This is a genomic window from Streptomyces sp. NPDC031497 (genome assembly GCF_055580905.1).
The window spans coordinates 1-24991 of the sequence record NZ_JBVIKO010000015.1 but is presented as its reverse complement, the minus strand read 5'-3'; the positions used below and the strand labels follow the sequence as shown (position 1 = coordinate 24991).

The window sequence follows — 24991 nt, the reverse complement described above, 5'->3', positions numbered from 1 at the left end:
GGGACCCCATCACGGCCGGTGGGACGGTCGGCAACAGTGTCCTCCGTGGTCGCCGGGACCGCCCCGTGACAGGCCCGGACGGGCCGGCCGGCGTGAGTGAGGATGGCCGGCCCGCCCGGGAGCCTCTACAGGAGCCCCTCCGCCAGCGGGCCGAGGGACAGCGCGGGCAGGAAGTTGAGCAGCGCCAGGATGAGCGCGGCCCCGGTGGCCAGGGCGACGAAGTTGACGCCACGGGCCTGGAGGGTGCCGACGGTGACCACGCCGGGCTGCTGGCGGGCCAGCCGGCCGGCCAGGGCCAGCAGGAACACCATGGGCACATAGCGGCCGACGAGCATGGCCGCCGTCATCAGCAGGTTGTGGAAGTCGGTGGCGCCGTTGAAGCCGGCCATCGCGCTGCCGTTGCTGTTGACGTTGGAGGTGTAGGCGTACACCAGCTCCGTCAGGCCGTGCGGCCCCGGGTTGCCCATGGACGACTGCCCGTCGCCGAGCGCGACCGCGAGGGCGGCGCAGCCGAGGACGGCGGTCGGGGCGACCAGCGCGTACAGCACGACGTACCGCATCTCCGGGAACCCGATCCGCTTGCGCAGGTACTCGGGGGTCCGGCCGACCATCAGGCCGCCGACGAAGACGGCGATCAGCACCGCCATGATCAGGCCGTACAGTCCGCTGCCGGTGCCGCCGGGCGCGATCTCGCCGAGCATCATGGCCGACAGGAGCACCCCGCCGCCGAGGCTGGAGAAGCTGTCGTACGACGCGTTCGCCGCGCCGTCGGCGGAACCGGTCGCGGCGATGCCGAAGAGGGTCGAGCCGGGGACGCCGAAGCGGGTCTCGGTGCCCTCGTACGGTCCGCCGACGGCCTCGGTCACCGTGCCGGTGTGGGCGTTCTGGGCCAGGCTGCCGGCCGCCAGCAGCAGGCCGAAGAGGATGCCGACGACCGTGAGCAGCGTCCAGCTCTGCCGCAGGGAGCCGATCATGCGGCCGTAGGCGCGGATGAAGGCGGTCGGGATCAGCAGCATGAGCACGATCTCGATCGCGTTGGTGAGCGCGGACGGGTTCTCGAAGGGGTGCGCGCTGTTGGCGTTGAAGATGCCGCCGCCGTCGCCCGACATCAGCTTGAGCGGCTCCCAGGAGCCGACCGGACCGCCGAGCAGGGTCCCCTGACCGCCCGCCACGGTGGTGACGGTGTGCGGGCTCGCGAGGTTCTGCGGAACGCCGAGGGCGATCAGGATGATCCCGGAGACGATCGACAGGGGCAGCACGACCCGGAAGATCGTACGGATCAGGTCCACCCAGAAGTTGCCCAGCCGGTCGGTGTCGCGGCGGACCAGTCCGCGGATCAGGGCCAGCGCGGCGCAGATGCCGACGGCCGCCGAGGCGAACGCCTGCACGCCCAGGCCCGCCATGACCGCGAGGTGGCCGGTGGTGGACTCGCCCGCGTAGTTCTGCCAGCTGGTGTTGGTGGTGAAGCTGACCGCGGTGTGCAGGGCGAGCCGCCAGGGCATGCCCGGGTGCCCGGTGGACCAGGGCAGCCCGCCCTGGAGGGTGAACAGCACGAACAGCGCGGCGATGCTGACCAGGCTGAAGGCGAGGAGGGCGAACAGGTAGTGCCGCCAGTCCTGTTCACGGTCCGGGTCGACGCCGCAGACCTTGTAGAGGGCCCGTTCGGCGCGGTGGTGCCGGCCGCCGTCGAGGGCGCGGGCCAGGTAGTCGCCGAGCGGGACGTGCAGGCCCACGACCACGGCGAGGACGAGGGTGGCCTGAAGCCAGCCGTACACGGGATCAGGCCCCCTTCTCGGGATGCGTGCGGTCGAGGGCCGCGTTCAACTGGACGACGTTCACGGCGGGTTCGCCGAGGATGCCGAGGGCCCGGCCGCTGGTGTACTTCTCGACCAGCTTGCGTACGGCCGTCTCGGTCGTGCCGCGTTCGCGGGCGATGCGAGGCGTCTGGAGTTCGGCGTAGGCCGGGCTGATCTGCGGGTCGAGGCCGCTGGCGCTCGCGGTGACCGCGTCGGCGGGGACCTTCGGGTGGGCGGGGGCGTCACCGCGGACGGGGGTGACGACGGCCGCGCTGTAGTCCTCGCCGGGCTTGGCGCACGCCACGGTCACGCCCTCGTAGGTGGCGAGGAACGGCTTGGCGGGGCAGGCCTGGTTGAGGCTCACGACCCGGGTGGCCTTTCCGGTCGTACCGCCGTCGCGGAACACACCGAGGACGGCGCCGACCCCGTCCGGGGTGCAGTACGGCCGGGAGCCGTCGACGTGCTCCAGTTCCCCGACCGCCTTGCTGCGGGCGCAGACCTGGGTCAGCAGGCTCTGCTTGCCGTCGGGGCCGAGGACGTCCACGGTCGACTCCGGGCCGAGGTTGCCGGCGGCGGAGGCCGAGGCGTCGTATCCGGTACCGGCGTTGGAGGGACGGGACTGGAAGTAGTACGGGATCGGGTGGCCCTTCTTGTCGAGGAAGGACTGGCCGATCAGGGAGGTACGGCCCGCGGCGTTGTCCCGCAGGCCCGGGACCTGGGCGATGGCGGTCATCCCGAGGGGATAGGCGAGGCCCAGGAGGGCGGTGAGCACGATGACCACCCGGATCGCCGCCACGTGGTGGCCGATCCAGGAGGGCATCCTGGAGAGGAAGGTCATGAGTCAGAGCCCCGGGATGAACTGGACGACGGCGAAGTCGATGAGCTTGATCGCGAGGAAGGGCAGCACGAGCCCGCCCGCGCCGTAGATCCACAGGTTGCGGGTGAGCAGGGCGTCGGCGCTGCTGGGCCGGTAGCGGACACCGCGCAGGGCCAGCGGGATCAGCGCGACGATGATGACCGCGTTGAAGATCACCGCGGACAGGATCGCGGAGGCCGGCGAGTGCAGCCGCATGATGTTGATCGCGTCGAGGGCGGGATAGACCCCGCCGAACATCGCCGGGAGGATCGCGAAGTACTTGGCGATGTCGTTGGCGATGGAGAAAGCGGTCAACGCGCCCCGGGTGATGAGGAGTTGCTTGCCGATCTCGACGATGTCGATGATCTTCGTGGGGTCGGAGTCGAGGTCGACCATGTTGCCGGCCTCCTTCGCGGCCGACGTACCCGTGTTCATCGCCACGCCGACGTCCGCCTGCGCGAGCGCGGGCGCGTCGTTGGTACCGTCGCCGGTCATCGCGACCAGTTTGCCGCCCGCCTGCTCCTTCTTGATCAGGGCGAGCTTGTCCTCGGGAGTCGCCTCGGCGAGGAAGTCGTCGACACCCGCCTCCTCCGCGATGACGCGGGCGGTGACCGGGTTGTCGCCGGTGATCATGACCGTGTGGATGCCCATCCGGCGCAGCTCGGTGAAGCGTTCCCGCAGGCCGGGCTTGACGACGTCCTTGAGGTGGACGACGCCGAGCAGCCGGGCCGGGCCGTCGCCGGAGACCTCGGCGACCGCGAGCGGGGTGCCGCCGGAGGCCGAGACCTGCTCCGCACAGGCGTCCAGGGCGGCCGGGACCGTGCCGCCGTTCTCCGTGACCCAGGCGGCGACGGCGGAGACCGCGCCCTTGCGCAGCCGTCGGCCGGACGGCAGGTCCACCCCGGACATCCGGGTCATGGCGGAGAAGGCGACCCACTCGGCGCCCTCGGGTTCGGTGGCCGCGATACCGAACTGTCCCTGCGCGTACTCGACGATCGAGCGCCCCTCGGGTGTCTGGTCGGCGAGGCTCGACAGCAGCGCGGCCTCGGCGAGGTGGCGTCCCAGCACGGAACCGACCGGCAGCAGGGCGCTCGCCCGCCGGTTGCCGTAGGTGATGGTGCCGGTCTTGTCGAGCAGAAGCGTGTTGACGTCGCCCGCGGCCTCCACCGCGCGGCCCGACATGGCGAGCACGTTGCGCTGCACCAGCCGGTCCATGCCGGCGATGCCGATCGCCGAGAGCAGTCCGCCGATGGTGGTCGGGATCAGGCAGACCAGCAGGGAGACCAGGACGATGCCGGTGACGCCGTCGGCGGTGATCGCCTGGGTGTCGGGTGCGGCCGACATGAACTCCTTGGAGAAGATCGCCATCGGTTGCAGGGTGAGGACCGCGACCAGGAAGACGAAGGTCATCATCACGAGCAGCAGGTTGAGGGCGAGCTCGTTCGGGGTCTTCTGCCGGTTGGCGCCCTCGACCAGGGAGATCATCCGGTCCAGGAAGGACCCGCCGGGCTCCTGGGTGATCCGCACGACGATCTGGTCGGACAGTACGCGGGTGCCGCCGGTGACGGCGGAGCGGTCGCCGCCCGACTCCCGGATGACCGGCGCGGACTCGCCGGTGATCGCCGACTCGTCGATGCTGGCCACGCCCTCGACGACATCACCGTCGCCGGGCACCAGCTCGCCCGCCTCGACGACCACGAGGTCACCGCGCCGCAACTCGCCCGCGCCGACGCTCTCTTCGGCGTACGGACCGTCCGCCGGTCCGGTGAGCCGGCGGGCGACGGTCTGGCGGCGCATCCCGCGCAGGGTGTCGGCCTGGGCGCGGCCCCGGCTCTCGGCGACCGCCTCGGCGAGGTTGGCGAAGACGACGGTCAGCCACAGCCAGACAGTGATCAGCCAGCCGAACCCGGACGGGTGGGCGATCGCGAGCCCCGTGGTCAGGGCCGCGCCGATCTCGGTGACGAACATGACCGGATTGCGGGCCAGGGTCACCGGGTTCAGCTTGCGCAGGGCGGCGGGGAGGGCCCGCCACAGCTGTTGGGGGTCGAGCAGTCCGGCGCCTATCCGGCGGCCGGTTTCCGCGTCGGGCGGTCGTACCGTGCCGGCGGGTTTCTCGCGGACGGGTGCGGGCGCGGTCATCAGAAGCGCTCCGGCTTGATCAGGGCCACCACGAGGTAGGCCAGCAGGGCGACCGCGACGATCAGCCCGACGATGTTCTCGATCGTCACAGCGACCTCTTCTTCAAAAGCGGGCGTGGTACGGGGACTTGGGATGGGACACCTCCGGGCGAGGGCCGGGCCGTCGCTCGCCCGGAGGTGGATCGGGGGGGCGGGCCGGATTACAGGCCGACGTCCCGGCGGCGGATGTCCTCCAGGGACTCGCGGCGGACCAGCAGCCGGGCGTGGCCGTCGCGGACCGCGGTGACCGGCGGGCGGCCGACCAGGTTGTAGCCGGAGGCCATGGAGAGGTGGTACGCACCGGCCACCGGGACCGCGAGCAGGTCGCCCGGGCGCAGGTCGGAGGGGAGTTCGACGTCGGCGGCCAGGATGTCCCCCGCCTCGCAGTGCCGCCCCACGACGGTCACCGGAGCCGGCGCGGCGCCGCTCGTGCGGCCGACGAGCCGGGGGGCGTACCGGACGCCGTACAGAGCGGGCCGCGGGTTGTCGCTCATCCCGCCGTCGACGGCGACGAACGTGTGGTCACCGGTCTTCTTCACGGCGAGGACGCGGTACACGGCGATCCCGGCCGGCCCCACGATGGCCCGGCCCGGCTCGATGATCAGGCGCGGCACCGGCAGCCCGGCCGCCGCGCACGCGTCCGTGAGTTCGGCGCGTACCTTGCGGGCCAGGGCGGTGAGGTCGAGGGCCTCCTCGCCGGGCCGGTAGGCGATGCCGTGGCCGCCGCCGAGGTCCAGCTCGGGCAGCACCAGTCCGTGCTGCTCGTGCAGGCGGGCCATGAGGCCGACCATCCGGCGCACCGCGGCGAGATACGGCTTGACGCTGGTGATCTGGGAACCCAGGTGGCAGTGGAGTCCGGTGAGTTCGAGCTGCGGCTGGTCCAGTATCCGGGCGATGGCGTGCTGGGCGTAGCCGTCGGCGATGGACAGGCCGAACTTCTGGTCGTCGGTGCCGGTGCGGATCTTCTCGTGGCCGCCCGCGCTGATGCCGGGCACCACCCGGACCATCACCTTCTGGTGTCCGTCGGGTCCGACGGCCGCGGCGAGCCGGGCGATCTCCGAGGGGCTGTCGATGACGATCCGCCCCACGCCCAGCCGCAGCGCGGTCTCCAGATCGCGCGGGGACTTGGCGTTGCCGTGCAGCACGATCCGCTCCGGCGGGAACCCGGTGGTGACCGCGAGCTCCAGTTCGCCGGCCGAGCAGACGTCCAGGCCGAGACCCTCCTCCTCGGTCCAGTGGACCATGGCCCGGCACAGGAACGCCTTGGCCGCGTAGAGGACTTCGGCGTCCGGGAAGGCGTCCCGGTAGGTGCGGCAGCGCTCGCGGACCTCGTCCTCGTCCAGGACGTAGACGGGTGTGCCGAAGCGGTCGGCGACCTCGGCGAGCGGGACTCCGCCCACGGCCAGGTCGCCGGGCCGGGGCTCGGTGGTGGAGGCGGGCCACACCGACAGATCGGCGGGCGTGGTGGTGACGACGGGTTCGTGCAGGGTGGTCATCGACCGCTCCCCTCTCAGACGATTCAGGCGGCTCGGGCGATCCGCGAGGACACGGCGACGGGCGCGAGCGGTCGTACCGGCGTCGGGGCCGGTGCGGACAGCTGGGGGTCGACCGTGACGGTGGTGACGCCGAGCGGTGCGGTCAGGGCACGCAGCGCGGGTTCGGCGAGCCGGATCCAGGCCTGGTCGGGGCCGAGCGTGGCGGCGAGTTGGCGGGCCGAGGTGAAACCGACGGCGGTGCGCTCGCCCAGGGGAGTGCGGAACAGGCGGGCCGCACATCCCGCGGGTCCCGGCCGGACAGGTACGAAAAGAGGTCCGGCCGGGGAGCGATCGGAAGGCTCCGGATCGTCACCGCACAAGAGTTCTGGCATGGCATGCCTCCTGGCACAGGAAAGAGCAGGTGCCCCGGACGCCGGAAGGCTGACCGGGGCTCGCCCAAGAAGCTATGCCCGCCCCCGGCGGTCCTCCGATGCCTCATGACGGGACGCTGACGGTGATCGCGGCGACGTTGACGGGACGCTGACGGAGCGGCCGTCGACGCTGGTCGCGGGTGTCAGAAGCGTGCCAAGAAGCGGCTGCGGGACTGGCCCGCGCCCGGCTCCGGGGAGTGTCATGGAGGCGGTCCGTCCCCGGGACACGCCCGGGGGCGCTGCGGAAGTACGGTGGATACATGTCCGGTTACGACACCTGCACATCCGGTCGGGTCGTCGTCGGTGTGAGCGGTTCGCTGGGCAGCGTCACGGCCCTGTGCCGCGCGGCGGCGGAGGCCCGACGGCGGGAAGCCGAGCTGTGGCCGGTGCTGGCCTGGGAGCCGCCGGGCGGTGAGCTGGCGGCACGTCGCTCCCCCACCCCGCCGGCGCTGGTCGAGGAGTGGCAGCGGCTGGCCCGGGAGCGGCTGCTGGTCGTGCTCGGCGAGGTCTTCGGCGAGGCGGCGCCGGCCGGCGTCCCGCTGCACGGTCTCGTCGTCCGCGCCACCCCCGGCCTGGCCCTGGTGGAGACGGCCGACCGGGACAACGACATCCTGGTCGTCGGCGCGGGCCGGCGCGGCTGGCACCGGGCCTTCTCGGGCCGCGTCACCCGCTACTGCCTGACCCACGCGCACTGCCCGGTCCTCGCGGTGCCGCCGTCCCCGCTGGAGGACGCGCTGACGTCCGCGCACCGCCGCAACACCTGGCATCTGCCGCTGAACGTACGGCAGTTGTCGTCCTGAGGCGTTACGACGTCACCGCGGCCGAGAGATCCGGCCGCTCCGGTCTGCGCCCCGGTGCCAACGGCAGGCTCAGCACCATCGTGAGCCCCCCGCCCGGCGTGTCCTCGGCCGTGAGCGTGCCGCCCATCGCCTCGGTGAAGCCCCGGGCCACGGCCAGGCCCAGGCCGACACCGGCACCGCGCGGCGAGTCTCCGTAGCGCTGGAAGGGCTCGAAGATGCGCTCCTTGGCCTCGTCCGGGACGCCGGGTCCGCGGTCCACCACCCGGACCTCCACCCGGTCGGCTATGGAACTGGCCTTCACCAGTACGGGGGTGTCCGCCGGGCTGTACTTCACCGCGTTCTCGACCACGTTGGCGACGACCCGCTCCAGCAGCCCCTTGTCGACGTGGACCATGGGCAGCGTCTCCGGGATGTCCAGCCTCACGCTGTCCTCGGGGACCCCGCCCAGTGCCATCGGCACCACCTCGTCGAGGTCGGCCTCGCGCACGATCGGCGTGACGGTACCGGTCTGCAGGCGGGACATGTCGAGCAGGTTGCCCACCAGGAGATCCAGTCGGTCGGCGCCCGCCTCTATCGCCTCCAGAAGCTCCGCCCGGTCCTGCTCGGACCACTCCACGTCGTCCGAACGCAGCGACGACACCGAGGCCTTGATGCCGGCCAGCGGGGTACGCAGGTCGTGGCTGACGGCGGCCAGCAGCGCGGTCCGGATCCGGTTGCCCTCCGCCAGCTCCTTCGCCTGGTCGGCCTCCTGCTGGAGCCGCTGCCGGTCGAGCACGACGGCCGCCTGGGCGGCGAAGGCGGCCAGCACACGCCGGTCGGAGGCCGGCAGCACCCGACCGGACAGGGCGAGCGTCATGTGGTCGCCGACCGGCATGTCGACGTCCGCGTTCTCCGGCGTCCGACAGGGCTGCGGCCCGACGCTGCCGGCGCAGGTCCACGGTGCCACGTCGTCCGCCCGCTCCAGCAGCGCCACCGACTCCATGCCGAAGGTCTCCCGCACCCGCTCCAGGAGCGCCTCCAGGCTGGTCTCCCCTCTGAGCACACTGCCGGCGAGGAAGGACAGGATCTCCGACTCGGCGCGCAGCCGGGTCGCCTGCTGGGTGCGCCGCGCCGCCAGGTCCACCACCGACGCCACCGACACCGCGACCCCGACGAAGATCGCTATGGCGACGATGTTCTTGGGGTCGGCGATCGTGAAGGTGTGCACGGGCGGGGTGAAGAACCAGTTGAGCAGCAGGGATCCGACCGCCGCCGAGGTGAGCGCCGGGAGCAGTCCGCCGAGCAGGGCCGCGGCGACCGTCAGGGCGAGGTACAGCAGCATGTCGTTGGCCAGGCCCACCTCCGGTGCGGCACTGGTCAGCAGCCAGGTCAGCAGGACCGGTCCGAGCACGCCGGTCAGCCAGCCCCAGATGATCCGGGACCGGCCGAGCCCCGCCGAACGCCCCAGCGGGAGCCGCCCCTTGCCGACCTCGTCGTGCGTGATGAGGTGGACGTCGAGGTCGGGCCCCGACTCCCGGGCGACCGTGGCGCCGACGCCCGGCCCGAAGACGTACTGCCAGCTGCGGCGCCGGGAGACACCGAGGACGATCTGGGTGGCGTTGACCCCGCGTGCGAAGTCGAGCAGGGCCGCGGGGATGTCCTCGCCGACGACCTGGTGGAAGGTGCCGCCGAGGTCCTCGACGAGAGTGCGCTGGACGGCGAGTTCCTTCGGGGAGGCCGAGGTCAGCCCGTCGCTGCGCGATATGTAGACGGCCAGCACCTCGCCGCCGGCGCCCTTCTCGGCCAGCCGTGCGGCCCGCCGGATGAGGGTGCGCCCCTCGGGCCCGCCGGTCAGGCCGACGACGATGCGCTCCCGCGAACCCCAGATGGTGGAGACCCGGTGCTCGCTGCGGTACTCGTTCAGGTACTCGTCGACCCGGTCCGCCACCCAGAGCAGGGCGAGTTCGCGCAGGGCGGTGAGGTTGCCGGGCCGGAAGTAGTTGGACAGGGCCGCGTCGACCTTGTCCGGCTGGTAGATGTTGCCGTGCGCCATACGCCGGCGCAGGGCCTGCGGGGACATGTCGACCAGCTCGATCTGGTCGGCGCGGCGCACGACTTCGTCGGGGACGGTCTCCTGCTGCCGTACCCCGGTGATGGCCTCGACGACGTCGCCCAGCGACTCCAGGTGCTGGATGTTGACCGTCGAGACCACGTCGATCCCGGCGGCCAGCAGTTCCTCGACGTCCTGCCAGCGCTTGGCGTTGCGGGAGCCCGGGATGTTGGTGTGCGGGAGTTCGTCGACGAGGGCGACCTGGGGGCGGCGCGCGAGGACGGCGTCCACGTCCATCTCCGTGAACACCGCGCCCCGGTAGTCGAGTTCCCTGCGTGGGATCTCCTCCAGGCCGTGCAGCATCACCTCGGTGCGCGGCCGGTCGTGGTGTTCCACGAAGGCGACCACGCAGTCGGTGCCGCGCTCGATCCTGCGGTGGGCCTCGGAGAGCATGGAGTAGGTCTTGCCCACGCCGGGTGCCGCGCCGAGGTAGATCCGAAGCCTGCCGCGTGCCATGTCATCCTTCGAAGCGGTAGCCCATGCCGGGCTCGGTGATCAGGTACCGGGGGTGCGAGGGGTCCGCCTCCAGTTTGCGGCGGAGCTGGGCCATGTAGACCCGCAGGTAGTTGGTCTTGTTGCTCTGCGACACCCCCCACACCTCCTGCAGCAGGTGCTTCTGGGTGACGAGCCGGCCGGGGTTGGTGACCAGGATCTCCAGCAGATGCCATTCGGTGGGGGTGAGGCGCACGTCGTGGCCGGAGCGTACGGCCTTCTTGGCGAGCAGGTCGATGGTGAAGTCGTCCGTCTCCACCAGGGTGGTCTCGGGGGCGAGCGGCACGTCCTCGGTACGGCGGACCGCCGCCCGCAGCCGGGCGAGGAGTTCGTCCATGCTGAACGGCTTGGTGATGTAGTCGTCGGCGCCCGCGTCCAGCGCGGCGACCTTCTCGTCGGATGCCTGCCGTGCCGACAGCACCAGGATCGGTACACGGGTCCAGCCGCGCAGCGCCTTGATGACGTCGACCCCGTCCATGTCGGGCAGTCCGAGGTCGAGCATCACCACGTCCGGCTGACGCGCGGCCGCCAGCCGGAGGGCCGTGGCGCCGTCGGGCGCCGCGTCCACTCCGTACTGGCGTGCCTGCATGTTGATCACGAGTGCCCGTACGAGCTGTGGGTCGTCTTCCACGACCAGCACTCGGGTCATCAGCTGCCCTTGATCAGTTCCTTCAGCGCGATGTTGAGTTCGAGGACGTTCACCCGGGGCTCGCCGATGAAGCCGAGGGTACGGCCCGTGGTGTGGTCCTTCACCAGCTTCTCCACCTGGTCGACGGAGAGGTTGTTCTTCGCCGCGACGCGGTGGACCTGGAGCTCGGCGTAGACCGGGGAGATGTCCGGGTCCAGGCCGGAGCCCGAGGAGGTGACGGCGTCGGCCGGCACCTGGGCGGGCGTGACCGTGTAGCCGGGCACCGAGTTGTCCTTGATGACCGCGGCCTTGGCGTCCTTCACCTGCTGGATCAGGACCTTGTTGTCGGCGGCGAGGTTGGTCGCGCCCGAGAGGATCAACGTGTACTTGGTGTTGATGCTGTTGCTGCCGAGCCCGTTGGCCGGGCGACCCTGGAACCACTGCAGGTCCGCGGCCGGGGTCTCCTGACCCTTCTTCAGCGGCAGGTTGTACGACTGCCCGATCAGGGACGAGCCGACGACCTTGCCGTCCGCCTTGACCTCGGAGCCGTTCGCCTTGTTGTTGAACGCGGCCTGGGCGATGCCGGTGACGACGAGCGGGTAGACGACACCCGTCACCACGGTCAGCACGAGGAGGGCGCGCAGGCCCGCCCAGAGCAGCCGGGCGGTGTTCGTAACGGAGTTGTTCATGGCGATCAGCCGATTCCGGGGATGAGGGAGATGATCAGGTCGATGATCTTGATACCGATGAAGGGCGCGATCAGACCGCCGAGGCCGTAGATCCCGAGGTTGCGGCGGAGCATCTTGTCGGCGCTGACCGGCTTGTACTGGACGCCCCGCAGCGAGAGCGGCACCAGCGCGATGATGATCAGCGCGTTGAAGATGACCGCGGACAGGATCGCGGAGCTGGGCGAGGACAGGTCCATGATGTTGAGCTTGTCCAGGCCCGGGTAGACCACGGCGAACATGGCCGGGATGATCGCGAAGTACTTCGCGACGTCGTTGGCGATGGAGAACGTGGTCAGCGCACCGCGCGTGATCAGCAACTGCTTGCCGATCTCGACGATCTCGATGAGCTTGGTCGGGTTGGAGTCGAGGTCGACCATGTTGCCGGCCTCCTTCGCGGCCGACGTACCCGTGTTCATCGCCACGCCGACGTCCGCCTGCGCGAGCGCCGGGGCGTCGTTGGTGCCGTCACCGGTCATCGCGACCAGCTTGCCGCCCGCCTGCTCCCGCTTGATGAGGGCCATCTTGTCCTCGGGGGTGGCCTCGGCGAGGAAGTCGTCGACGCCCGCCTCGTCGGCGATCGCCTTGGCGGTCAGCGGGTTGTCACCCGTGATCATGACGGTCTTGATGCCCATGCGGCGCAGTTCCTCGAACCGCTCGCGCATGCCGTCCTTGACGACGTCCTTGAGGTGGATGACGCCCAGGATCCGGGCGCCCTCGGCGTCCTCGACGGCGACCAGGAGCGGCGTGCCACCGGCCTCGGAGATGCGGTTGGCGAGGGTGTCGGCGTCCTCGGCGACGGTGCCGCCCCGCTCGCCGACCCAGGCGATGACCGAACCGGCCGCGCCCTTGCGGATCTTCCTGCCGTCGACGTCCACACCCGACATGCGGGTCTGGGCGGTGAAGGCGATCCACTCGGCGTGCGCCAGCTCGCCCTGGTGCCGCTCGCGCAGCCCGTACTTCTCCTTCGCCAGGACGACGATGGAGCGGCCCTCGGGGGTCTCGTCGGCCAGCGACGACAGCTGGGCGGCGTCGGCGACCTCGGCCTCGGTGGCCCCGCGCACCGGCAGGAACTCGGAGGCCTGGCGGTTGCCGAGGGTGATGGTGCCGGTCTTGTCCAGCAGCAGGGTGGAGACGTCACCGGCGGCCTCGACCGCACGGCCCGACATGGCGAGCACGTTGCGCTGCACCAGGCGGTCCATGCCGGCGATGCCGATCGCGGAGAGCAGCGCGCCGATGGTGGTCGGGATGAGGCAGACGAGGAGGGCGACCAGCACGACCATCGTCAGGTGGGTGCCCGCGTAGTCCGCGAAGGGCGGGAGGGTGGCGACGGCCAGCAGGAAGACGATCGTCAGCGAGGCGAGCAGGATGTTCAGCGCGATCTCGTTCGGCGTCTTCTGCCGGGCCGCGCCCTCGACCAGGGCGATCATCCGGTCGATGAAGGTCTCGCCCGGCTTCGTCGTGATCTTGATGACGATCCGGTCGGAGAGCACCTTGGTACCGCCCGTGACCGCGGACCGGTCGCCGCCGGACTCGCGGATGACCGGAGCCGACTCACCGGTGATCGCCGACTCGTCGACCGACGCGACACCCTCGATGACGTCACCGTCACCGGGGATGATGTCGCCGGCCTCGCAGACCACCAGGTCACCGATCTTCAGCTCGGTGCCGGGCACCTGCTCCTCGGTGTCACCGACCAGTCGGCGGGCGATGGTGTCGGTCTTCGCCTTGCGCAGGGTGTCCGCCTGGGCCTTGCCTCGGCCCTCGGCGACCGCCTCCGCGAGGTTGGCGAAGATGACGGTCAGCCACAGCCAGGCGCTGATGGTCCAGCCGAACCAGTCGCCCGGGTCCTTGAAGGAGAAGACCGTGGTCAGGATCGAGCCGACCCACACCACGAACATCACGGGCGACTTGATCATGACCCGCGGGTCCAGCTTGCGGCAGGCCTCGGGGAGGGACCTGATCAGCTGCTTGGGGTCGAACAGGCCCGCGCCGACGCGGCCTTCGGCGGGCTTGTGCCCGGTCGGCGCGTCCTGGTGGGGCGCAAGGGTGGGTGTGGACATGGTGTCCTCGTGGGCTTCCGTTCGGGTTTTCACGACGCCAGCCCCTCGGCCAGCGGGCCCAGCGCCAGGGCCGGGAAGTAGGTCAGACCGGTGATGATCAGGATCGCGCCGACGAGCAGGCCGGTGAAGAGCGGCTTCTCGGTGCGCAGGGTGCCGGCCGTGGCAGGGACGGGCCGCTGCTCGGCGAGCGAGCCGGCCAGCGCCAGCACGAACACCATCGGCAGGAAGCGGCCGAACAGCATCGCGAGTCCGGTCATGGTGTTGTACCAGTCGGTGTTCGCGTTCAGGCCGGCGAAGGCCGAGCCGTTGTTGTTGGCCGCCGAGGTGAAGGCGTACAGCACCTCGGAGAAGCCGTGCGCTCCCGGGTTGAGCATGGAGTGCGGCGGGGTCGGCAGGGCCATGGAGATCGCGGCGAACACGAGCGCCAGCGCCGGGGTGATCAGGATGTAGATCGCCGACAGCTTGATCTCGCGGGAACCGATCTTCTTGCCCAGGTACTCGGGCGTGCGGCCGACCATCAGACCGGCGATGAACACCGCGATGATCGCCATGATCAGGATGCCGTAGAGGCCGGAGCCGGTACCACCGGGGGCGATCTCGCCCAGCATCATGCTGAGCAGGGTGATACCGCCGCCCAGGCCGGTGAACGAGGAGTGGAAGGAGTCCACCGCGCCGGTCGAGGTCAGGGTGGTCGACACCGCGAAGATCGACGAGGAGCCGACGCCGAAGCGGACCTCCTTGCCCTCGTAGGCGCCGCCCGCGATCTGGAGCGCCGGGCCGTGGTGGGCGAACTCGGTCCACATCATCAGTGCGGTGAAGCCGAGCCAGATGGTGCCCATGGTGGCGAGGATCGCGTAACCCTGCTTGACCGAGCCGACCATCACACCGAAGGTGCGGGTCAGCGCGAACGGGATCAGCAGGAGCAGGAAGATCTCGAAGAGGTTGGTGAAGGGCGTCGGGTTCTCGAAGGGATGGGCGGAGTTGGCGTTGAAGTAGCCGCCACCGTTGGTGCCCACCTCCTTGATGGCCTCCTGGGAGGCGACCGCGCCACCGTTCCACTGCTGCGAGCCGCCCATGAACTGGCCGACCGCGTGGATGCCGGAGAAGTTCTGGATGGCACCGCAGGCGACCAGGATCACCGCGGCGACGACGGCGACCGGCACCAGGATGCGGACGGTGCCGCGGACCAGGTCGGACCAGAAGTTTCCGATCTCACCGGTGCGCGAGCGCGCGAACCCGCGCACCAGCGCCACGGCGACGGCGATGCCGACAGCCGCGGAGACGAAGTTCTGCACGGCCAGACCGGCGGTCTGCACGACGTGACCCATGGTCTGCTCGCCGTAGTACGACTGCCAGTTCGTGTTGGTCACGAAGGAGACGGCCGTGTTGAACGACTGCGCCGGGTTGACCGAATCGAAGCCGAGCGAGCCGGGCAGGATGCCCTGGAGCCGCTGCAGCAGGTAGAGGAAGAGGACGCCGACCACGGAGAAGGCGAGGACACCGCGCAGATAGGCGGGCCAGCGCATCTCGGTGTCGGGGTTGGCGCCGATGCCCTTGTAGATCCACTTCTCGACACGCCAGTGCTTGTCGGAGGAGTAGACCTTGGCCATGTAGTTGCCGAAGGGGACGTAGCAGAGCGCCAGCGCGCCTATGAGCGCGGCGAGCTGGAGCACGGCGGCGGTTACGGGACCCATGGGTGTCTCAGAACCTCTCCGGGAAGATCAGGGCGAGGACGAGATAGCCCAGCAGGGCGACGGCCACGACGAGGCCGACGATGTTCTCGGCGGTCACAGCTTGGTCACCCCCTTGGCGATGAGGGCCACCAGCGCGAAACCCGCGAGCACGGTGACGACGAAGGCCAGATCGGCCATCGTGAACTCCTGGATGAGGTTCGGAACGGACTCGGACTGTTAGAGGAAAGCGTCTTTCTGGCCGGATTCAGCCACCGTTGACGGGTCCCTTACGGCGGTGTTCGCCCCTTTGACGGGACTCTTACGCGGCCTCGACCAACCCGCGACCGGACAGCGCCATTCGGCCGCCGAACCCCCCTGAACTGGGGGAACGCCGGCCCCGGGCGTAGCAGGCGCATCAGGACAGGCGGAACCGCAGCCGGCAGATCACCGCGTCGGTCTCCCGGCGCACGGCGTGCGCGACGACGGCGCCGCGCTGGTTCTGCAGCAGCCGCTGCCAGAGCCGCTCAGGCTCGGTCTCCGGGATCAGCACGGTCACCTGGGTGGCCGGCTCGGCCGCGGTCACCTCACGGACGTACGCGGCGATGGGACGGCCGAGGGTGCGCCGCTCACAGCTCAACCTCACCAGTGGCACCCCGGGGTCCCACTCGGCCCAGGCGCGCTCCAGGGCGTGCAGCTGGGCCCGGTCCTCGGGGTCGGGATGGCAGACGGTGACGGCACGGACCTCGTCGCCGAGGGAGGCGGCCGCGGAGAGCGCCTGGGAGGTGAGCCGGGACAGGGACGACACCGGCACGATCACGACCGACCGCTCGCGGTACGGTGCCTCCGGGATCCGCCCGAGCCCGAGCCGCTCCCCGATCCGCCGGTAGGCGCGGTGCACGGCGCCGAAGGCGGCGACGAGCAGCGGCAGCATCACGACGACGAGCCAGGCGCCCTCGGTGAACTTGACGGCGGTGACGACGACGGCCGCGACCCCGGTCAGGACCGCCCCGAAGCCGTTGAGCAGCGCCTTCCCCCGCCAGCCGGGCCCGCGCTCCAGTCTCCAGTGCTTCACCATGCCCACCTGGGCGATGGTGAAGCCGACGAAGACACCGATGGCGAACAGCGGCACCAGCGTGTTGGTGTCGCCGCCGGAGAACACCAGCAGCGCCGCCGAGACCAGGGCCAGGGCGAGCACTCCGTGCCGGTGCACCTGGCGGTCGGCCTTCAGCGCGAAGACGTGCGGCAGGTAGTTGTCCCGGGCGAGCAGCTTGAGCAGCACCGGCAGCCCGCCGAACGACGTGTTGGCGGACAGCGCCAGCAGGATCATCGTCGCGAACTGGACGACGTAGAAGCCCCAGTTGTGGCCGAGGGAGGCGTCGGCGAGCTGGGCGAGGACGGTCACGCCCGCGACGGGCTGGAGGTGGAACCGGGAGATCAGCACCGAGAGCCCGATCAGCATCGCTCCCAGCACCGCCCCGAGGGCGACCTCGGCGTGCTGGGCCCGCTTGACGCGCGGCACCCGGAAGGAGGGCACCGCGTTGGCGATGGCCTCGACGCCGGTGAGCGCGGCACAACCGGAGGCGAAAGCTTTCAGCAGGAGCAGGGCACCGATGGTGGAGGCGTTGTCGGCGAGGACGGAGGCATGCCCGGCGGCGGTGACGGTACTCGCCGGCGACGACCGGAACAGCCCCGCGATGATCAGCACGAAGATCGCCCCGACGAACACGACCGTCGGCACGATGAACGCCTTCGCCGATTCGACGATGCCACGCAGGTTGACGCCCGTGATCAGCACCAGCACGACCAGGCAGATCCACAGCCGGTGCGGATAGAGGGCCGGGAAGGCGGACGTGAGCGCGGCGACACCGGCCGTGACGGCGACGGCGACGTTGAGGACGTAGTCGAGCACCAGGGAGGCGGCGGCGACCAGGCTGGTACGCGCCCCGAGATGCGTCCGGGCCACGGCATAGGACCCTCCCCCGTCCGGGAAGGCCGCGATGACCTGCCGGTACGACGCGACGAGCACCGCCAGCAGGGCCGCGATGGCGAGGGTGACGGGCAGCGTGTAGCCGAGTCCGTGCGCACCGGCGGCGGCCAGCACGAGCACGATGGCCTCCGGTCCGTACGCAACCGACGCCATGGCGTCCAGCGACAGCGCGGCGAGGCCGGTGACGGCGGTGAGCCGGTGCCGCTCGCCGGTATCGGGCGGCTCCTCACCGGCGGGCACGGCGCCCGGTTCGGCGGTCAGTACGGACATGCGGGGGTGCTCCTTAACGAACGGGATATGCCTTCGCGCGCGGTGGTACCGCGCGCGATGCGACCAGGTTCTGTCCCGTTTCAGCCAGGACCGACAATTCTTTGCGCGTTCTTCGCGCGGGAGGGTTCGACTTTGACGCCTCCTTGACAGGGACGCGGGGCGGTATCGATGCACGGCCACCGCCGCGTGGGCGCGATCAGCCCCCCGCACCCCGCGGCGACCCACAACCCGTCAGAGTCCCATCAAGGACATGCCGCACCTACTGACGCCGTGCTCCTCCACTCCCTACCTTCACCCCATGCATCCCGGCGCCAAAGCCACCTCCGCCGAGGACCACCGCTGGTCCAAGGACGTCTACGCGTCTGCCCGTTGCGCCGGCGCCCTCCTCGCCCTGCTCCTCCTGATCGACTGGGGGTCGGGGACGGTCGCCTGGTGGCGCGCGGCCCTGTGGACCACCCTCGCCCTGCTCCTCTTCGCCGCCCTGAGCCCCGTCAGGGTCCGCGCCGGCGACGGCTGGCTGACCTCCCGTCGGCTGCTGCGCACCCGCAGGATCCGCACGGACCGGCTGGTCTCGGTCCGCTGCCTGGACGGCATCTCTCCCCGGCTGCTGCTGCGGGACTCGTCCGGCGACCGACTGCGCATCGACCCGCAGGTCCTGGTCGACAACCCGAGGCTGTGGCGTCACGTCGACGAAGGTGCCCGCAGGTCGGCCGCGGCCGGCACCCTGCTGTGCGGCGCGACCGCGTTGAGCCGCCTCGCCGAACGCGTCGAACACGAGAACGCCCTGGGTGTCTTCAGGGCATCCGGCCTGGAGTAGACCCCGTCCAGGGGTGCTCGTCGGCGCGGCGCACGGTGGCGGCGGACAACACGACGACCCCGCCGGCCGGCCGGGCCCGCCCCCGGCACACCGGCCGGAACCGGCGGGTACGGCCCGCCCCGGCCCGCGCACCCTGCTCAGCCCGCGCTCACCGGCCCCGCCGTGTCCAGCGCGGCCCCGGTCTTCTCGGCCAGTGTCACCACGACCAGCCGGGCCTGCCGCGACGGCACCGGGCGCTCGTGTCGAACGTCGCGTACGGCCTGGTCGAAAAACTGTGTTCATCTACGGCTCCGCCGCCGGCGAACCACGCCGCCGCCGAGAGCGCCGCCACCGCTCCGGCGGGTGTGCTGGTCATGAGGCACCTCCTACGCTCTGCGGCGTCCGGAAGGGTTGGGTGCGGTCGGCCAGGGGCAGCGAGACGACCATGGTCAGTCCGCCGCCCGGGGTGTCCTCGGGGGTCAGGGTGCCGTCCATCGCCTCGGTGAGCCCGCGCGCGAGCGCGAGGCCGAGGCCGAGGCCGGTGGTGTTGTCGGTGTCGCCGAGCCGCTGGAAAGGCTCGAAGAGGCGGTCGCGGCCCTGGGCGGGCAGGCCGGGGCCCCGGTCGATGATCCGGAGTTCGGCGCGCCCGGCCAGCGCGCTCGCCGTCACCAGCACCCGCTTGCCGGGCGGGCTGTAGCGGGCCGCGTTGCCGACCAGATTGGCGATCACGCGCTCCAGCAGCGGCGGGTCGGCCAGCAGAGGCGGCATGTTCTCCGGCTCGCCGTGCACGTCGACCGTCGGCGTGTCCGCGAGGGCCGCGGGGAGCACCTCCTCCAGGACGGTGGCCCGGAGGTTGAGGGTGAGGACGCCGGCCTCCAGGCGGCTGAGGTCGAGGAGGTTGTCGATCAGCCGGCTCAGCCGGGTCATGGACTCCTCGGCGGTGGCGAGAAGTTCGTCGCGGTCCTCCGGGGAGAACTCCACCTCGCGGCTGCGCAGCGAGGTCACCGCCGCCCAGCCGGCCGCGAGCGGGGTGCGCAGGTCGTGGCCGACGGCCCGCAGCAGCGCGGTGCGCATGCGGTCGGCGGCACGTACCGGTTCGACCTCGGCCGCGGCCTGCGCGAGCCGGGCCCTCTCCACGGCCGAGCCGACGTGCGCGGCGAAGGCGCCGAGCACCCGCCGCTCGGAGGCGGAGGGGGTACGGCCGCGCAGGACCAGGTAGTTGCCGGGGCCGGCCGGCACGGTGGTGACGTCGGCACCGTCGGGCGGCTCCTCGACGAGCACGGCGGAATCCATCCCGAAGGTCTCGCGGGTGCGTTCCAGGAGGGCCGGGATGGTCTGGCCGCCGCGCACGATGCTCCCGGCCAGCGACGACATGGTCTCGGCCTCCGCGGCGGCCCGGGCCGCGCGCCGGGACAGCCGCAGCGAGCGGTCGACGACCCCGGCGACGGTGGCGGCCACGACCGCGAACACCCCGAGCGCCAGCAGGGCGTTGGGATCGTCGAGGGTGAACTGGCCGACGGGCGGGATGAACCAGTAGTTGAGCAGCAGGGACGCGGTGACGGAGGCGATCACCGCGGAGGTGACCCCGCCTATGCAGGCCACACCCACCACCGCGAGCAGGAAGAGCAGGGCCTCGCTGGTCAGGTTGACGGTGCCGCGGACCTGGGCGAGGGCGACGGTCAGCAGCACCGGGAGCACTAGCCCCGCCACCGGCCCTGCGATCAGGCGGCGGGGGGAGAGGGTGCGGCGGCGGGAGGGCAGCAGGGTGCCGCGGCCGGCGCGCTCATGGGTGACCCGGTGGACGTCGATGTCACCGGAGAGCGCGGTGACTACCTCCCCCGTCCCCGGTCCGGTGAGGAAGCGTTCGAGGCGGCCCCGGCGGCTGGTGCCGAGGACGAGCTGGGTGGCGTTCTCGGCGCGGGCGAACTCGACCAGGGCGGCGGCCACGTCGTCGCCGACCACCGAGTGGTAGCTGCCGCCGAGGTCCTCGACGAGCCGGCGCTGCCGGGCCAGCGAGGCGTGCGAGACACCGGCGGCCAGGCCGTCGCTGCGGGCCACGTGCACGGCGAGCAGGTCGCCGCCCGCCGACCGGTCGGCGATGCGGGCGGCCCGTCGTACCAGCGTGTCGCCCTCCGGACCGCCGGTCAGCGCGACCACCACCCGCTCCCGGGTCTCCCACACCCCGCCGATGGCGTGCTCGGCGCGGTAGGACTGGAGCGCCTCGTCGACGCGGTCGGCGACCCAGAGCAGGGCCAGCTGGCGCAGCGCGGTGAGGTTGCCGGGCCGGAAGTAGTTGGCGAGGGCCGCGTCGACCTTCTCGGGGGCGTAGATGTTGCCGTGCGCCATGCGACGGCGCAGGCCCTCCGGCGGGATGTCCACGAACTCGATCTGCTCGGCCCGCCGGACCACCTCGTCGGGCACCGTCTCGTGCTGCGGCACCCCGGTGATCTTCTCGACGACGTCCTTGAGTGATTCCAGGTGCTGGATGTTGACGGCGGTGATCACGTCGATGCCGGCCGCGAGCAGGTCCTCGACGTCCTGCCAGCGTTTGGGATGCCGGCCGCCGCCGGGGATGTTGGTGTGGGCGAACTCGTCGACGATCGCCACCTTCGGGCGGCGCGCCAGCACGGCCGCGACGTCCATCTCCTCAAACTCGCCGCCCCGGTAGTCGCAGCGAAGGCGGGCCACGACCTCCAGGCCGTCGATCATGGCCGCGGTCCGGGGGCGTCCGTGGAACTCCACGAACCCCACCGCCACGTCCGCGCCCCGGGACGCGCGGCGCTGAGCCTCGTCGAGCATGCGGTAGGTCTTGCCGACCCCTGGGGCGGCACCGAGGTAGACCTTGAGTCGTCCGCGCGGTACGTCGTTCATCACCTCAAAGACAAGCGCGCCGCAAGGCCCGGGGACCGGCCTCTTGACGCGTCTCTGGCGCCACTGACGAGGACGTTGACACTGTCTTGACGGCCCTTGGCCGGATAGGGTGAAGGCGGTGTGCCGGGAAGTCTGGTCGGCCGGGAGTCACAGTGGCTCCTGTTGGGCCCCAGGGGGACGGCATGCGCGGCGTGGGTACGGTTCTGGCACTCGTGGTACTGGCCACGGTGGTGGCGACCTTCGCCCGCCGCTGGCGGATTCCCGCCCCCTCCCTCCTCGTCGTCGCGGGCCTCGCCGTGGCCCTGCTGCCGGGCACCCCGCAGATCCGGATCAGCCCGGAGGTCATCGGGCTCGTCGTCCTCCCGCCGCTGCTCTACGCCAGCGCCGAGGAACTCTCCTGGCGCGAGCTGCGCGCGGTCTGGAAGCCGGTCGGGGTGCTCGCCGTCGGCCTGGTGCTGGCCTCGGCGGCGGCCGTCGGGGCGGTCGCCTCGATGATCACCCCGCTGTCCTGGCAGATGGCGCTGGTGCTGGGCGCGATCCTGGCCAGCACCGACCCGGTCGCGGTGACCGCGCTCGGCCGCCGGCTCGCGCTGCCGCCGAAGGTGCAGATGCTGGTCCAGGCCGAGAGCCTCTTCAACGACGCGACCTCCCTGGTCCTCTACCGGGTCGCGGTGAGCGTCGCGGTGGCCTCGGCGGCGGCGAGCTGGGGGACGGCGGGCGGCGAGTTCCTGCTGCTGGCGGGCGGCGGCACCCTGATCGGCGCGGTCGTGGCCGGTGTCGTCGCGCTGATCCGGCGGCGCACCGAGGACCCGGTCCTGGAGACGGTGATCTCCCTGGTCACCCCGTACGCGGCCTACGTCCTCGCCGAGGCGGCCCACACCTCCGGGGTGACGTCGGTGGTCGTGGCGGGCGTGGTCCTGGGCGGCCGCGGCGACCGGCTCACCAACGCCCGCATAAGGCTTCAGCTGCACGCCGTCTACGGCACGGTGGTCTTCCTGCTGGAGAGCGTGGTCTTCAGTCTGATAGGGCTCGCGCTGCCCGCCCAGGTGCGGGCCCTGTCCGACGGTGACCGGGCGTGGCCGCTGTACGCGCTGGCGGTGGCCGGCACGCTGATCGCGGTACGGCTGCTGTGGCTGGCGCCGCTGTCGGCGGTGGTGCAGCGCAAGGGCGGCATCCAGCGGCCGAACTGGCGGGTGCCGGTGGTGCTGACCTGGGCCGGCACCCGGGGCGTGGTGCCGCTGGCGGCCGCGCTGTCGATCCCGGTGGCGGCGAAGGACGGCTCGGCGCTGACCGAGCGCCCGCTGGTCCTGGTCCTGACCACTTCGGTCGTCGTGGTCACCCTCGTCGTGCAGGGCTTCTCCCTGGCCTCCGTCGTGCGCCGCTCCGGCATCGCCCTGGAGCCCGACCACACCGAGCGCGAGGAGGCCGCCGCCCGCTGCCGACTGGCCGACGCGGGCATCCAGCGCCTGGAGGAGCTGTCCGAGCTGGAAGCCGTTCCCGAGGTGGTCCTCGACCGGCTCCGGCGCGGTCTGCACGCCCGTCTCGACGACGCCCGCGACCGGCTGGCCGACAGCACGGTCGAATCGGCCGACCTGGTCTACCGGCAGCTGCGCCGCGACCTGATAAGGGTGGAGGCGGCGGAGCTGCGGCGGCTGTACGACGAGCACACGATCAGCGACACGACCCGAAGACGGCTCCAGCGGTCCCTGGACCTGGAGGAGGCGCGGCTGGCGGACGCGTAGCGCTCCGTCGGGGGGACCGTCGTTGTCTGCGAGTGAGCGCCCCGGCGGCGGAGCCGCACATCGGTACGGTCCCGCGCTCCCGGGCAGGTGTCAGCGGAACTCCGCCAGCCGGGGCCGCAGTCCCACGGCGACCAGGACCATGGCCGCGCACAGCAACGCGCACGCCCACAGAAGCGGGCCGCTCAACTCCGACCGGCCCTCGCCGACGGACGAGGTGAAGTGGGCGCGGTTGATGTCGGTCACCTGGTCCAGTGCTGCCATCCAGGCGCCGAAGTGCGCGTTGGACGTGCCCGGCTCCCAGCCCATGCAGAACTCCACCGCCTGCTGTTCCTCGCCGGCGGCGAGCAGCGCGCGGATCTTCCGGTCGTCGCGCTCGTAGACGGCGTACGCGTCGACCGTCCTCTCGGCCGCGGCCCACTCCCCGGGGAAGGTGATGTTGTCCAGCTCGCGCCGGAACTCGCCGGTGAAGCGCGGGTCGGTGGCGTCGGCACGGTAGTCCTGCCAGGTGGCGGCGAGTCCGGCGTCGTAGGTCGACAGCGTGGCGCCCTCGATGCCGTACAGCTCCTGGGACTTGGCGAGGAAGGCGTCCGCGTACCGGGTGCGGCGCTGCGGGTCGAGGAGGTAACGGCTCTCGTCGGCGTTGGCGTCGTAGGCGATCGCGCGGGCGCGCGAGAGGGCGACGACGGAATCGAAGGCGTCGTGCCGGGCCACCTTCAGATGCGTGGCCGTGGAGGAGAGGAGTTGGGTGCCGAGGACGATCGCGGCCAGGGCGCACACGGTGGCGGCCAGGAGAGCGGGGTTGAGGATCCGGCGGAAGCGGCGGGCCAGGTACCACTGCACGACGCCGAGGACGGCCAGGAGCGGCAGACCGAGGACGAGGACCGCGACGAGCTGGGCGGACAGTGCCGAACGGGCCGCCGCGTACCGGGAGTCGAAGGCCGTGTCGTTGGCGGAGACCAGCTTGCGCGCGTCCGGCAGGAGGCTGTCGCGCAGCAGGCCGGTAGCCGCGCGGTAGTCGGTGATCGCGTCCGGTTTGCCGCCGGCCCGGCGGTCGTTCTCCAGGGCCCGGCCGATGAGTTCCTGGTACTCGGCGAAGTCGTCGGTGATCGACTCGACGGTTTTCTCGTCGGTCCGGTCCCCCTGGGCGGCGGCCGAGAGGGTGCGCAGGTCGTGCCCGATCTCGCGGCGGGCGTCGGCGTACAGGGTGACGGCCTTGGCGTGCGGGGTGTCCAGTTCGCCGGTCCCGCCGTTCCCGCTGGACAGCAGGATGTTGGCGGCCTGGGCGTCCATGTCGTTGAGGGCCAGGTCGAGGCCGGCCGCGCTGGTGGTGCGGGGGGCGTCGCGGTCGGCCACGGCGTCCCAGGTGCCGTTCGCGGCCAGTCCGGCGACGAGGAGCAGGATCCCCAGGGCGACGCCGAGCAGGACCGTGGCCGCGCGCAGAAGGCGCAGCCGTGCCGGAACGGTCGACCGGAGACGGCGGCGCAGAGCGGCCCGCGCGGCCACGATCCGCTGCCCCGGGCGCCGCTTCCGCGGCCCCGGGGTGGGCACGGGCGGCGGGACGACCCTGACCTGCCGTGGCTCTTCGACAGCCTCCGTCGGAGGTCTGTGTGCTGTGCCGGCCGTGATGGTCACGGTCCCCTCCCAGGTACCCGCCACGGACGGTCGCCCGTCCCCCGTGCCGATCAAGTCTGCGACCGGATCCGGCCGGGAACGGGCGGCCTTGATGCGCTCCTGACGGCCCTTCAGGCAGGTTTGACGGGACCTTGACGGCGTGCTCGCGATGCCCGTACGGGATCCGCAAATTCCATGCTGAGCAGGCATGATCGGCACTCGCCGAGGGATAGATTCACCTCGGCCGCCCGAGGAGCCGCGGGCGTCAGCGGCCTCACGGCCCCGGACCACGGATCCGACGCGGACCGCGGCGGCCGGGGGCCCGTTCCGAACGACGGGCGCCCGCGCACCACACCCCCGACGGCGTCCCGTCGGCGTCCGTGCGCCCGCCGTGGGGGGGGGGGGGGGGGGGAAAAAAAGAGGGATTGGGGCAGCAGACCCCACCGGCCCTCCCCCACAAGAAGTGTGTCTTCCGGTTTTCCCCCCCCCCCCGCCCCACTCCCCCTTCC

At 71.6% G+C, this 24991-nt stretch carries 18 protein-coding genes; 3 read left to right on the top strand and 15 right to left on the bottom strand.

Features of this window, described 5'->3' with window-relative positions:
* Nucleotides 1-125 precede the first annotated feature (125 nt).
* From kdpA (ACZ5K7_RS28000) to ACZ5K7_RS27975, 6 genes are all read right to left on the bottom strand, one after another.
* Nucleotides 126-1775 carry a potassium-transporting ATPase subunit KdpA gene (kdpA, locus tag ACZ5K7_RS28000; protein ID WP_468917401.1) on the bottom strand — a complete coding sequence of 550 codons (1650 nt, stop codon included), beginning with the start codon at nucleotides 1773-1775 and terminating at the stop codon, nucleotides 126-128.
* Nucleotides 1776-1779: 4 nt separating this feature from the next.
* Nucleotides 1780-2634, bottom strand: coding sequence for a potassium-transporting ATPase subunit C (locus ACZ5K7_RS27995; RefSeq protein ID WP_468917398.1), 855 nt, complete (start codon nucleotides 2632-2634; stop codon nucleotides 1780-1782).
* Between the two features lie 3 nt (nucleotides 2635-2637).
* Nucleotides 2638-4791: a potassium-transporting ATPase subunit KdpB gene (gene kdpB, locus ACZ5K7_RS27990; RefSeq protein ID WP_468917394.1), complete on the bottom strand. Its 2154-nt coding sequence runs from the start codon at nucleotides 4789-4791 to the stop codon at nucleotides 2638-2640.
* Nucleotides 4791-4880 (bottom strand): K(+)-transporting ATPase subunit F, encoded by a 90-nt coding sequence (gene kdpF, locus ACZ5K7_RS27985; protein ID WP_351712384.1) that lies wholly within the window; start codon nucleotides 4878-4880, stop codon nucleotides 4791-4793. Before kdpF (ACZ5K7_RS27985) ends, kdpB (ACZ5K7_RS27990) begins: the two co-directional genes overlap by 1 nt.
* 110 nt (nucleotides 4881-4990) lie before the next feature.
* Entirely contained in the window at nucleotides 4991-6325 is a 1335-nt protein-coding gene (lysA, locus tag ACZ5K7_RS27980; protein ID WP_468917390.1) for a diaminopimelate decarboxylase, read from the bottom strand.
* Nucleotides 6326-6348: 23 nt separating this feature from the next.
* Complete coding sequence (locus tag ACZ5K7_RS27975; protein ID WP_351712388.1) at nucleotides 6349-6696, bottom strand: SAV_915 family protein; 348 nt, start codon at nucleotides 6694-6696, stop codon at nucleotides 6349-6351.
* 299 nt (nucleotides 6697-6995) lie between these two features.
* Here ACZ5K7_RS27975 and ACZ5K7_RS27970 point away from each other — a divergent pair, with 299 nt between their 5' ends.
* Nucleotides 6996-7535: a universal stress protein gene (locus ACZ5K7_RS27970; protein ID WP_468917387.1), complete on the top strand. Its 540-nt coding sequence runs from the start codon at nucleotides 6996-6998 to the stop codon at nucleotides 7533-7535.
* Between the two features lie 4 nt (nucleotides 7536-7539).
* Here the strand turns inward: ACZ5K7_RS27970 and ACZ5K7_RS27965 are convergent, their stop codons facing one another.
* From ACZ5K7_RS27965 to ACZ5K7_RS27935, 7 genes are all read right to left on the bottom strand, one after another.
* Nucleotides 7540-10080 (bottom strand): sensor histidine kinase, encoded by a 2541-nt coding sequence (locus ACZ5K7_RS27965; protein ID WP_468917385.1) that lies wholly within the window; start codon nucleotides 10078-10080, stop codon nucleotides 7540-7542.
* Nucleotide 10081: 1 nt separating this feature from the next.
* Nucleotides 10082-10765, bottom strand: coding sequence for a response regulator (locus ACZ5K7_RS27960; RefSeq protein WP_468917383.1), 684 nt, complete (start codon nucleotides 10763-10765; stop codon nucleotides 10082-10084).
* Nucleotides 10765-11433 (bottom strand): potassium-transporting ATPase subunit C, encoded by a 669-nt coding sequence (locus tag ACZ5K7_RS27955; RefSeq protein WP_450972788.1) that lies wholly within the window; start codon nucleotides 11431-11433, stop codon nucleotides 10765-10767. The genes ACZ5K7_RS27960 and ACZ5K7_RS27955 overlap by 1 nt, the downstream gene beginning before the upstream one ends.
* Before the next feature lie 5 nt (nucleotides 11434-11438).
* On the bottom strand, nucleotides 11439-13532 hold the full coding sequence (kdpB, locus tag ACZ5K7_RS27950; protein WP_468917381.1) for a potassium-transporting ATPase subunit KdpB: 2094 nt from the start codon (nucleotides 13530-13532) through the stop codon (nucleotides 11439-11441).
* 29 nt (nucleotides 13533-13561) lie between these two features.
* Complete coding sequence (gene kdpA / locus ACZ5K7_RS27945) at nucleotides 13562-15226, bottom strand: potassium-transporting ATPase subunit KdpA (RefSeq protein WP_468917378.1); 1665 nt, start codon at nucleotides 15224-15226, stop codon at nucleotides 13562-13564.
* A 7-nt stretch (nucleotides 15227-15233) separates the two neighbouring features.
* Nucleotides 15234-15323, bottom strand: coding sequence for a K(+)-transporting ATPase subunit F (gene kdpF / locus ACZ5K7_RS27940; RefSeq protein ID WP_016434100.1), 90 nt, complete (start codon nucleotides 15321-15323; stop codon nucleotides 15234-15236).
* A gap of 297 nt (nucleotides 15324-15620) precedes the next feature.
* Nucleotides 15621-17462, bottom strand: coding sequence for an APC family permease (locus ACZ5K7_RS27935; RefSeq protein WP_468917375.1), 1842 nt, complete (start codon nucleotides 17460-17462; stop codon nucleotides 15621-15623).
* A gap of 298 nt (nucleotides 17463-17760) precedes the next feature.
* On the opposite strand from ACZ5K7_RS27935, the gene ACZ5K7_RS27930 reads away from it, so the two are divergent.
* Complete coding sequence (locus tag ACZ5K7_RS27930) at nucleotides 17761-18279, top strand: hypothetical protein (protein ID WP_468917372.1); 519 nt, start codon at nucleotides 17761-17763, stop codon at nucleotides 18277-18279.
* 351 nt (nucleotides 18280-18630) lie between these two features.
* On the opposite strand, the gene ACZ5K7_RS27925 is transcribed toward ACZ5K7_RS27930, so the two are convergent.
* Nucleotides 18631-21129: an ATP-binding protein gene (locus tag ACZ5K7_RS27925; protein WP_468917369.1), complete on the bottom strand. Its 2499-nt coding sequence runs from the start codon at nucleotides 21127-21129 to the stop codon at nucleotides 18631-18633.
* 182 nt (nucleotides 21130-21311) lie between these two features.
* On the opposite strand from ACZ5K7_RS27925, the gene ACZ5K7_RS27920 reads away from it, so the two are divergent.
* Nucleotides 21312-22871, top strand: a complete 1560-nt coding sequence (locus ACZ5K7_RS27920) for a Na+/H+ antiporter (RefSeq protein WP_468917366.1) — start codon at nucleotides 21312-21314, stop codon at nucleotides 22869-22871.
* A 90-nt stretch (nucleotides 22872-22961) separates the two neighbouring features.
* Here ACZ5K7_RS27920 and ACZ5K7_RS27915 read toward each other — a convergent pair whose 3' ends face one another.
* On the bottom strand, nucleotides 22962-24503 hold the full coding sequence (locus ACZ5K7_RS27915; protein ID WP_468917363.1) for a hypothetical protein: 1542 nt from the start codon (nucleotides 24501-24503) through the stop codon (nucleotides 22962-22964).
* Nucleotides 24504-24991 lie beyond the last annotated feature (488 nt).

Excerpts from the sequence above, each read along its gene's own strand:
- ACZ5K7_RS27995 (WP_468917398.1), bottom strand. The coding sequence starts at position 2,634 with ATGACCTTCCTCTCCAGGATGCCCTCCTGGATCGGCCACCACGTGGCG.
- kdpB (WP_468917394.1), bottom strand. The coding sequence starts at position 4,791 with ATGACCGCGCCCGCACCCGTCCGCGAGAAACCCGCCGGCACGGTACGA.
- lysA (WP_468917390.1), bottom strand. The coding sequence starts at position 6,325 with ATGACCACCCTGCACGAACCCGTCGTCACCACCACGCCCGCCGATCTG.
- ACZ5K7_RS27975 (WP_351712388.1), bottom strand. The coding sequence starts at position 6,696 with ATGCCAGAACTCTTGTGCGGTGACGATCCGGAGCCTTCCGATCGCTCC.
- ACZ5K7_RS27970 (WP_468917387.1), top strand. The coding sequence starts at position 6,996 with ATGTCCGGTTACGACACCTGCACATCCGGTCGGGTCGTCGTCGGTGTG.
- ACZ5K7_RS27965 (WP_468917385.1), bottom strand. The coding sequence starts at position 10,080 with ATGGCACGCGGCAGGCTTCGGATCTACCTCGGCGCGGCACCCGGCGTG.
- ACZ5K7_RS27960 (WP_468917383.1), bottom strand. The coding sequence starts at position 10,765 with ATGACCCGAGTGCTGGTCGTGGAAGACGACCCACAGCTCGTACGGGCA.
- ACZ5K7_RS27955 (WP_450972788.1), bottom strand. The coding sequence starts at position 11,433 with ATGAACAACTCCGTTACGAACACCGCCCGGCTGCTCTGGGCGGGCCTG.
- kdpB (WP_468917381.1), bottom strand. The coding sequence starts at position 13,532 with ATGTCCACACCCACCCTTGCGCCCCACCAGGACGCGCCGACCGGGCAC.
- kdpA (WP_468917378.1), bottom strand. The coding sequence starts at position 15,226 with ATGGGTCCCGTAACCGCCGCCGTGCTCCAGCTCGCCGCGCTCATAGGC.
- ACZ5K7_RS27935 (WP_468917375.1), bottom strand. The coding sequence starts at position 17,462 with ATGTCCGTACTGACCGCCGAACCGGGCGCCGTGCCCGCCGGTGAGGAG.
- ACZ5K7_RS27930 (WP_468917372.1), top strand. The coding sequence starts at position 17,761 with ATGCATCCCGGCGCCAAAGCCACCTCCGCCGAGGACCACCGCTGGTCC.
- ACZ5K7_RS27925 (WP_468917369.1), bottom strand. The coding sequence starts at position 21,129 with ATGAACGACGTACCGCGCGGACGACTCAAGGTCTACCTCGGTGCCGCC.
- ACZ5K7_RS27920 (WP_468917366.1), top strand. The coding sequence starts at position 21,312 with ATGCGCGGCGTGGGTACGGTTCTGGCACTCGTGGTACTGGCCACGGTG.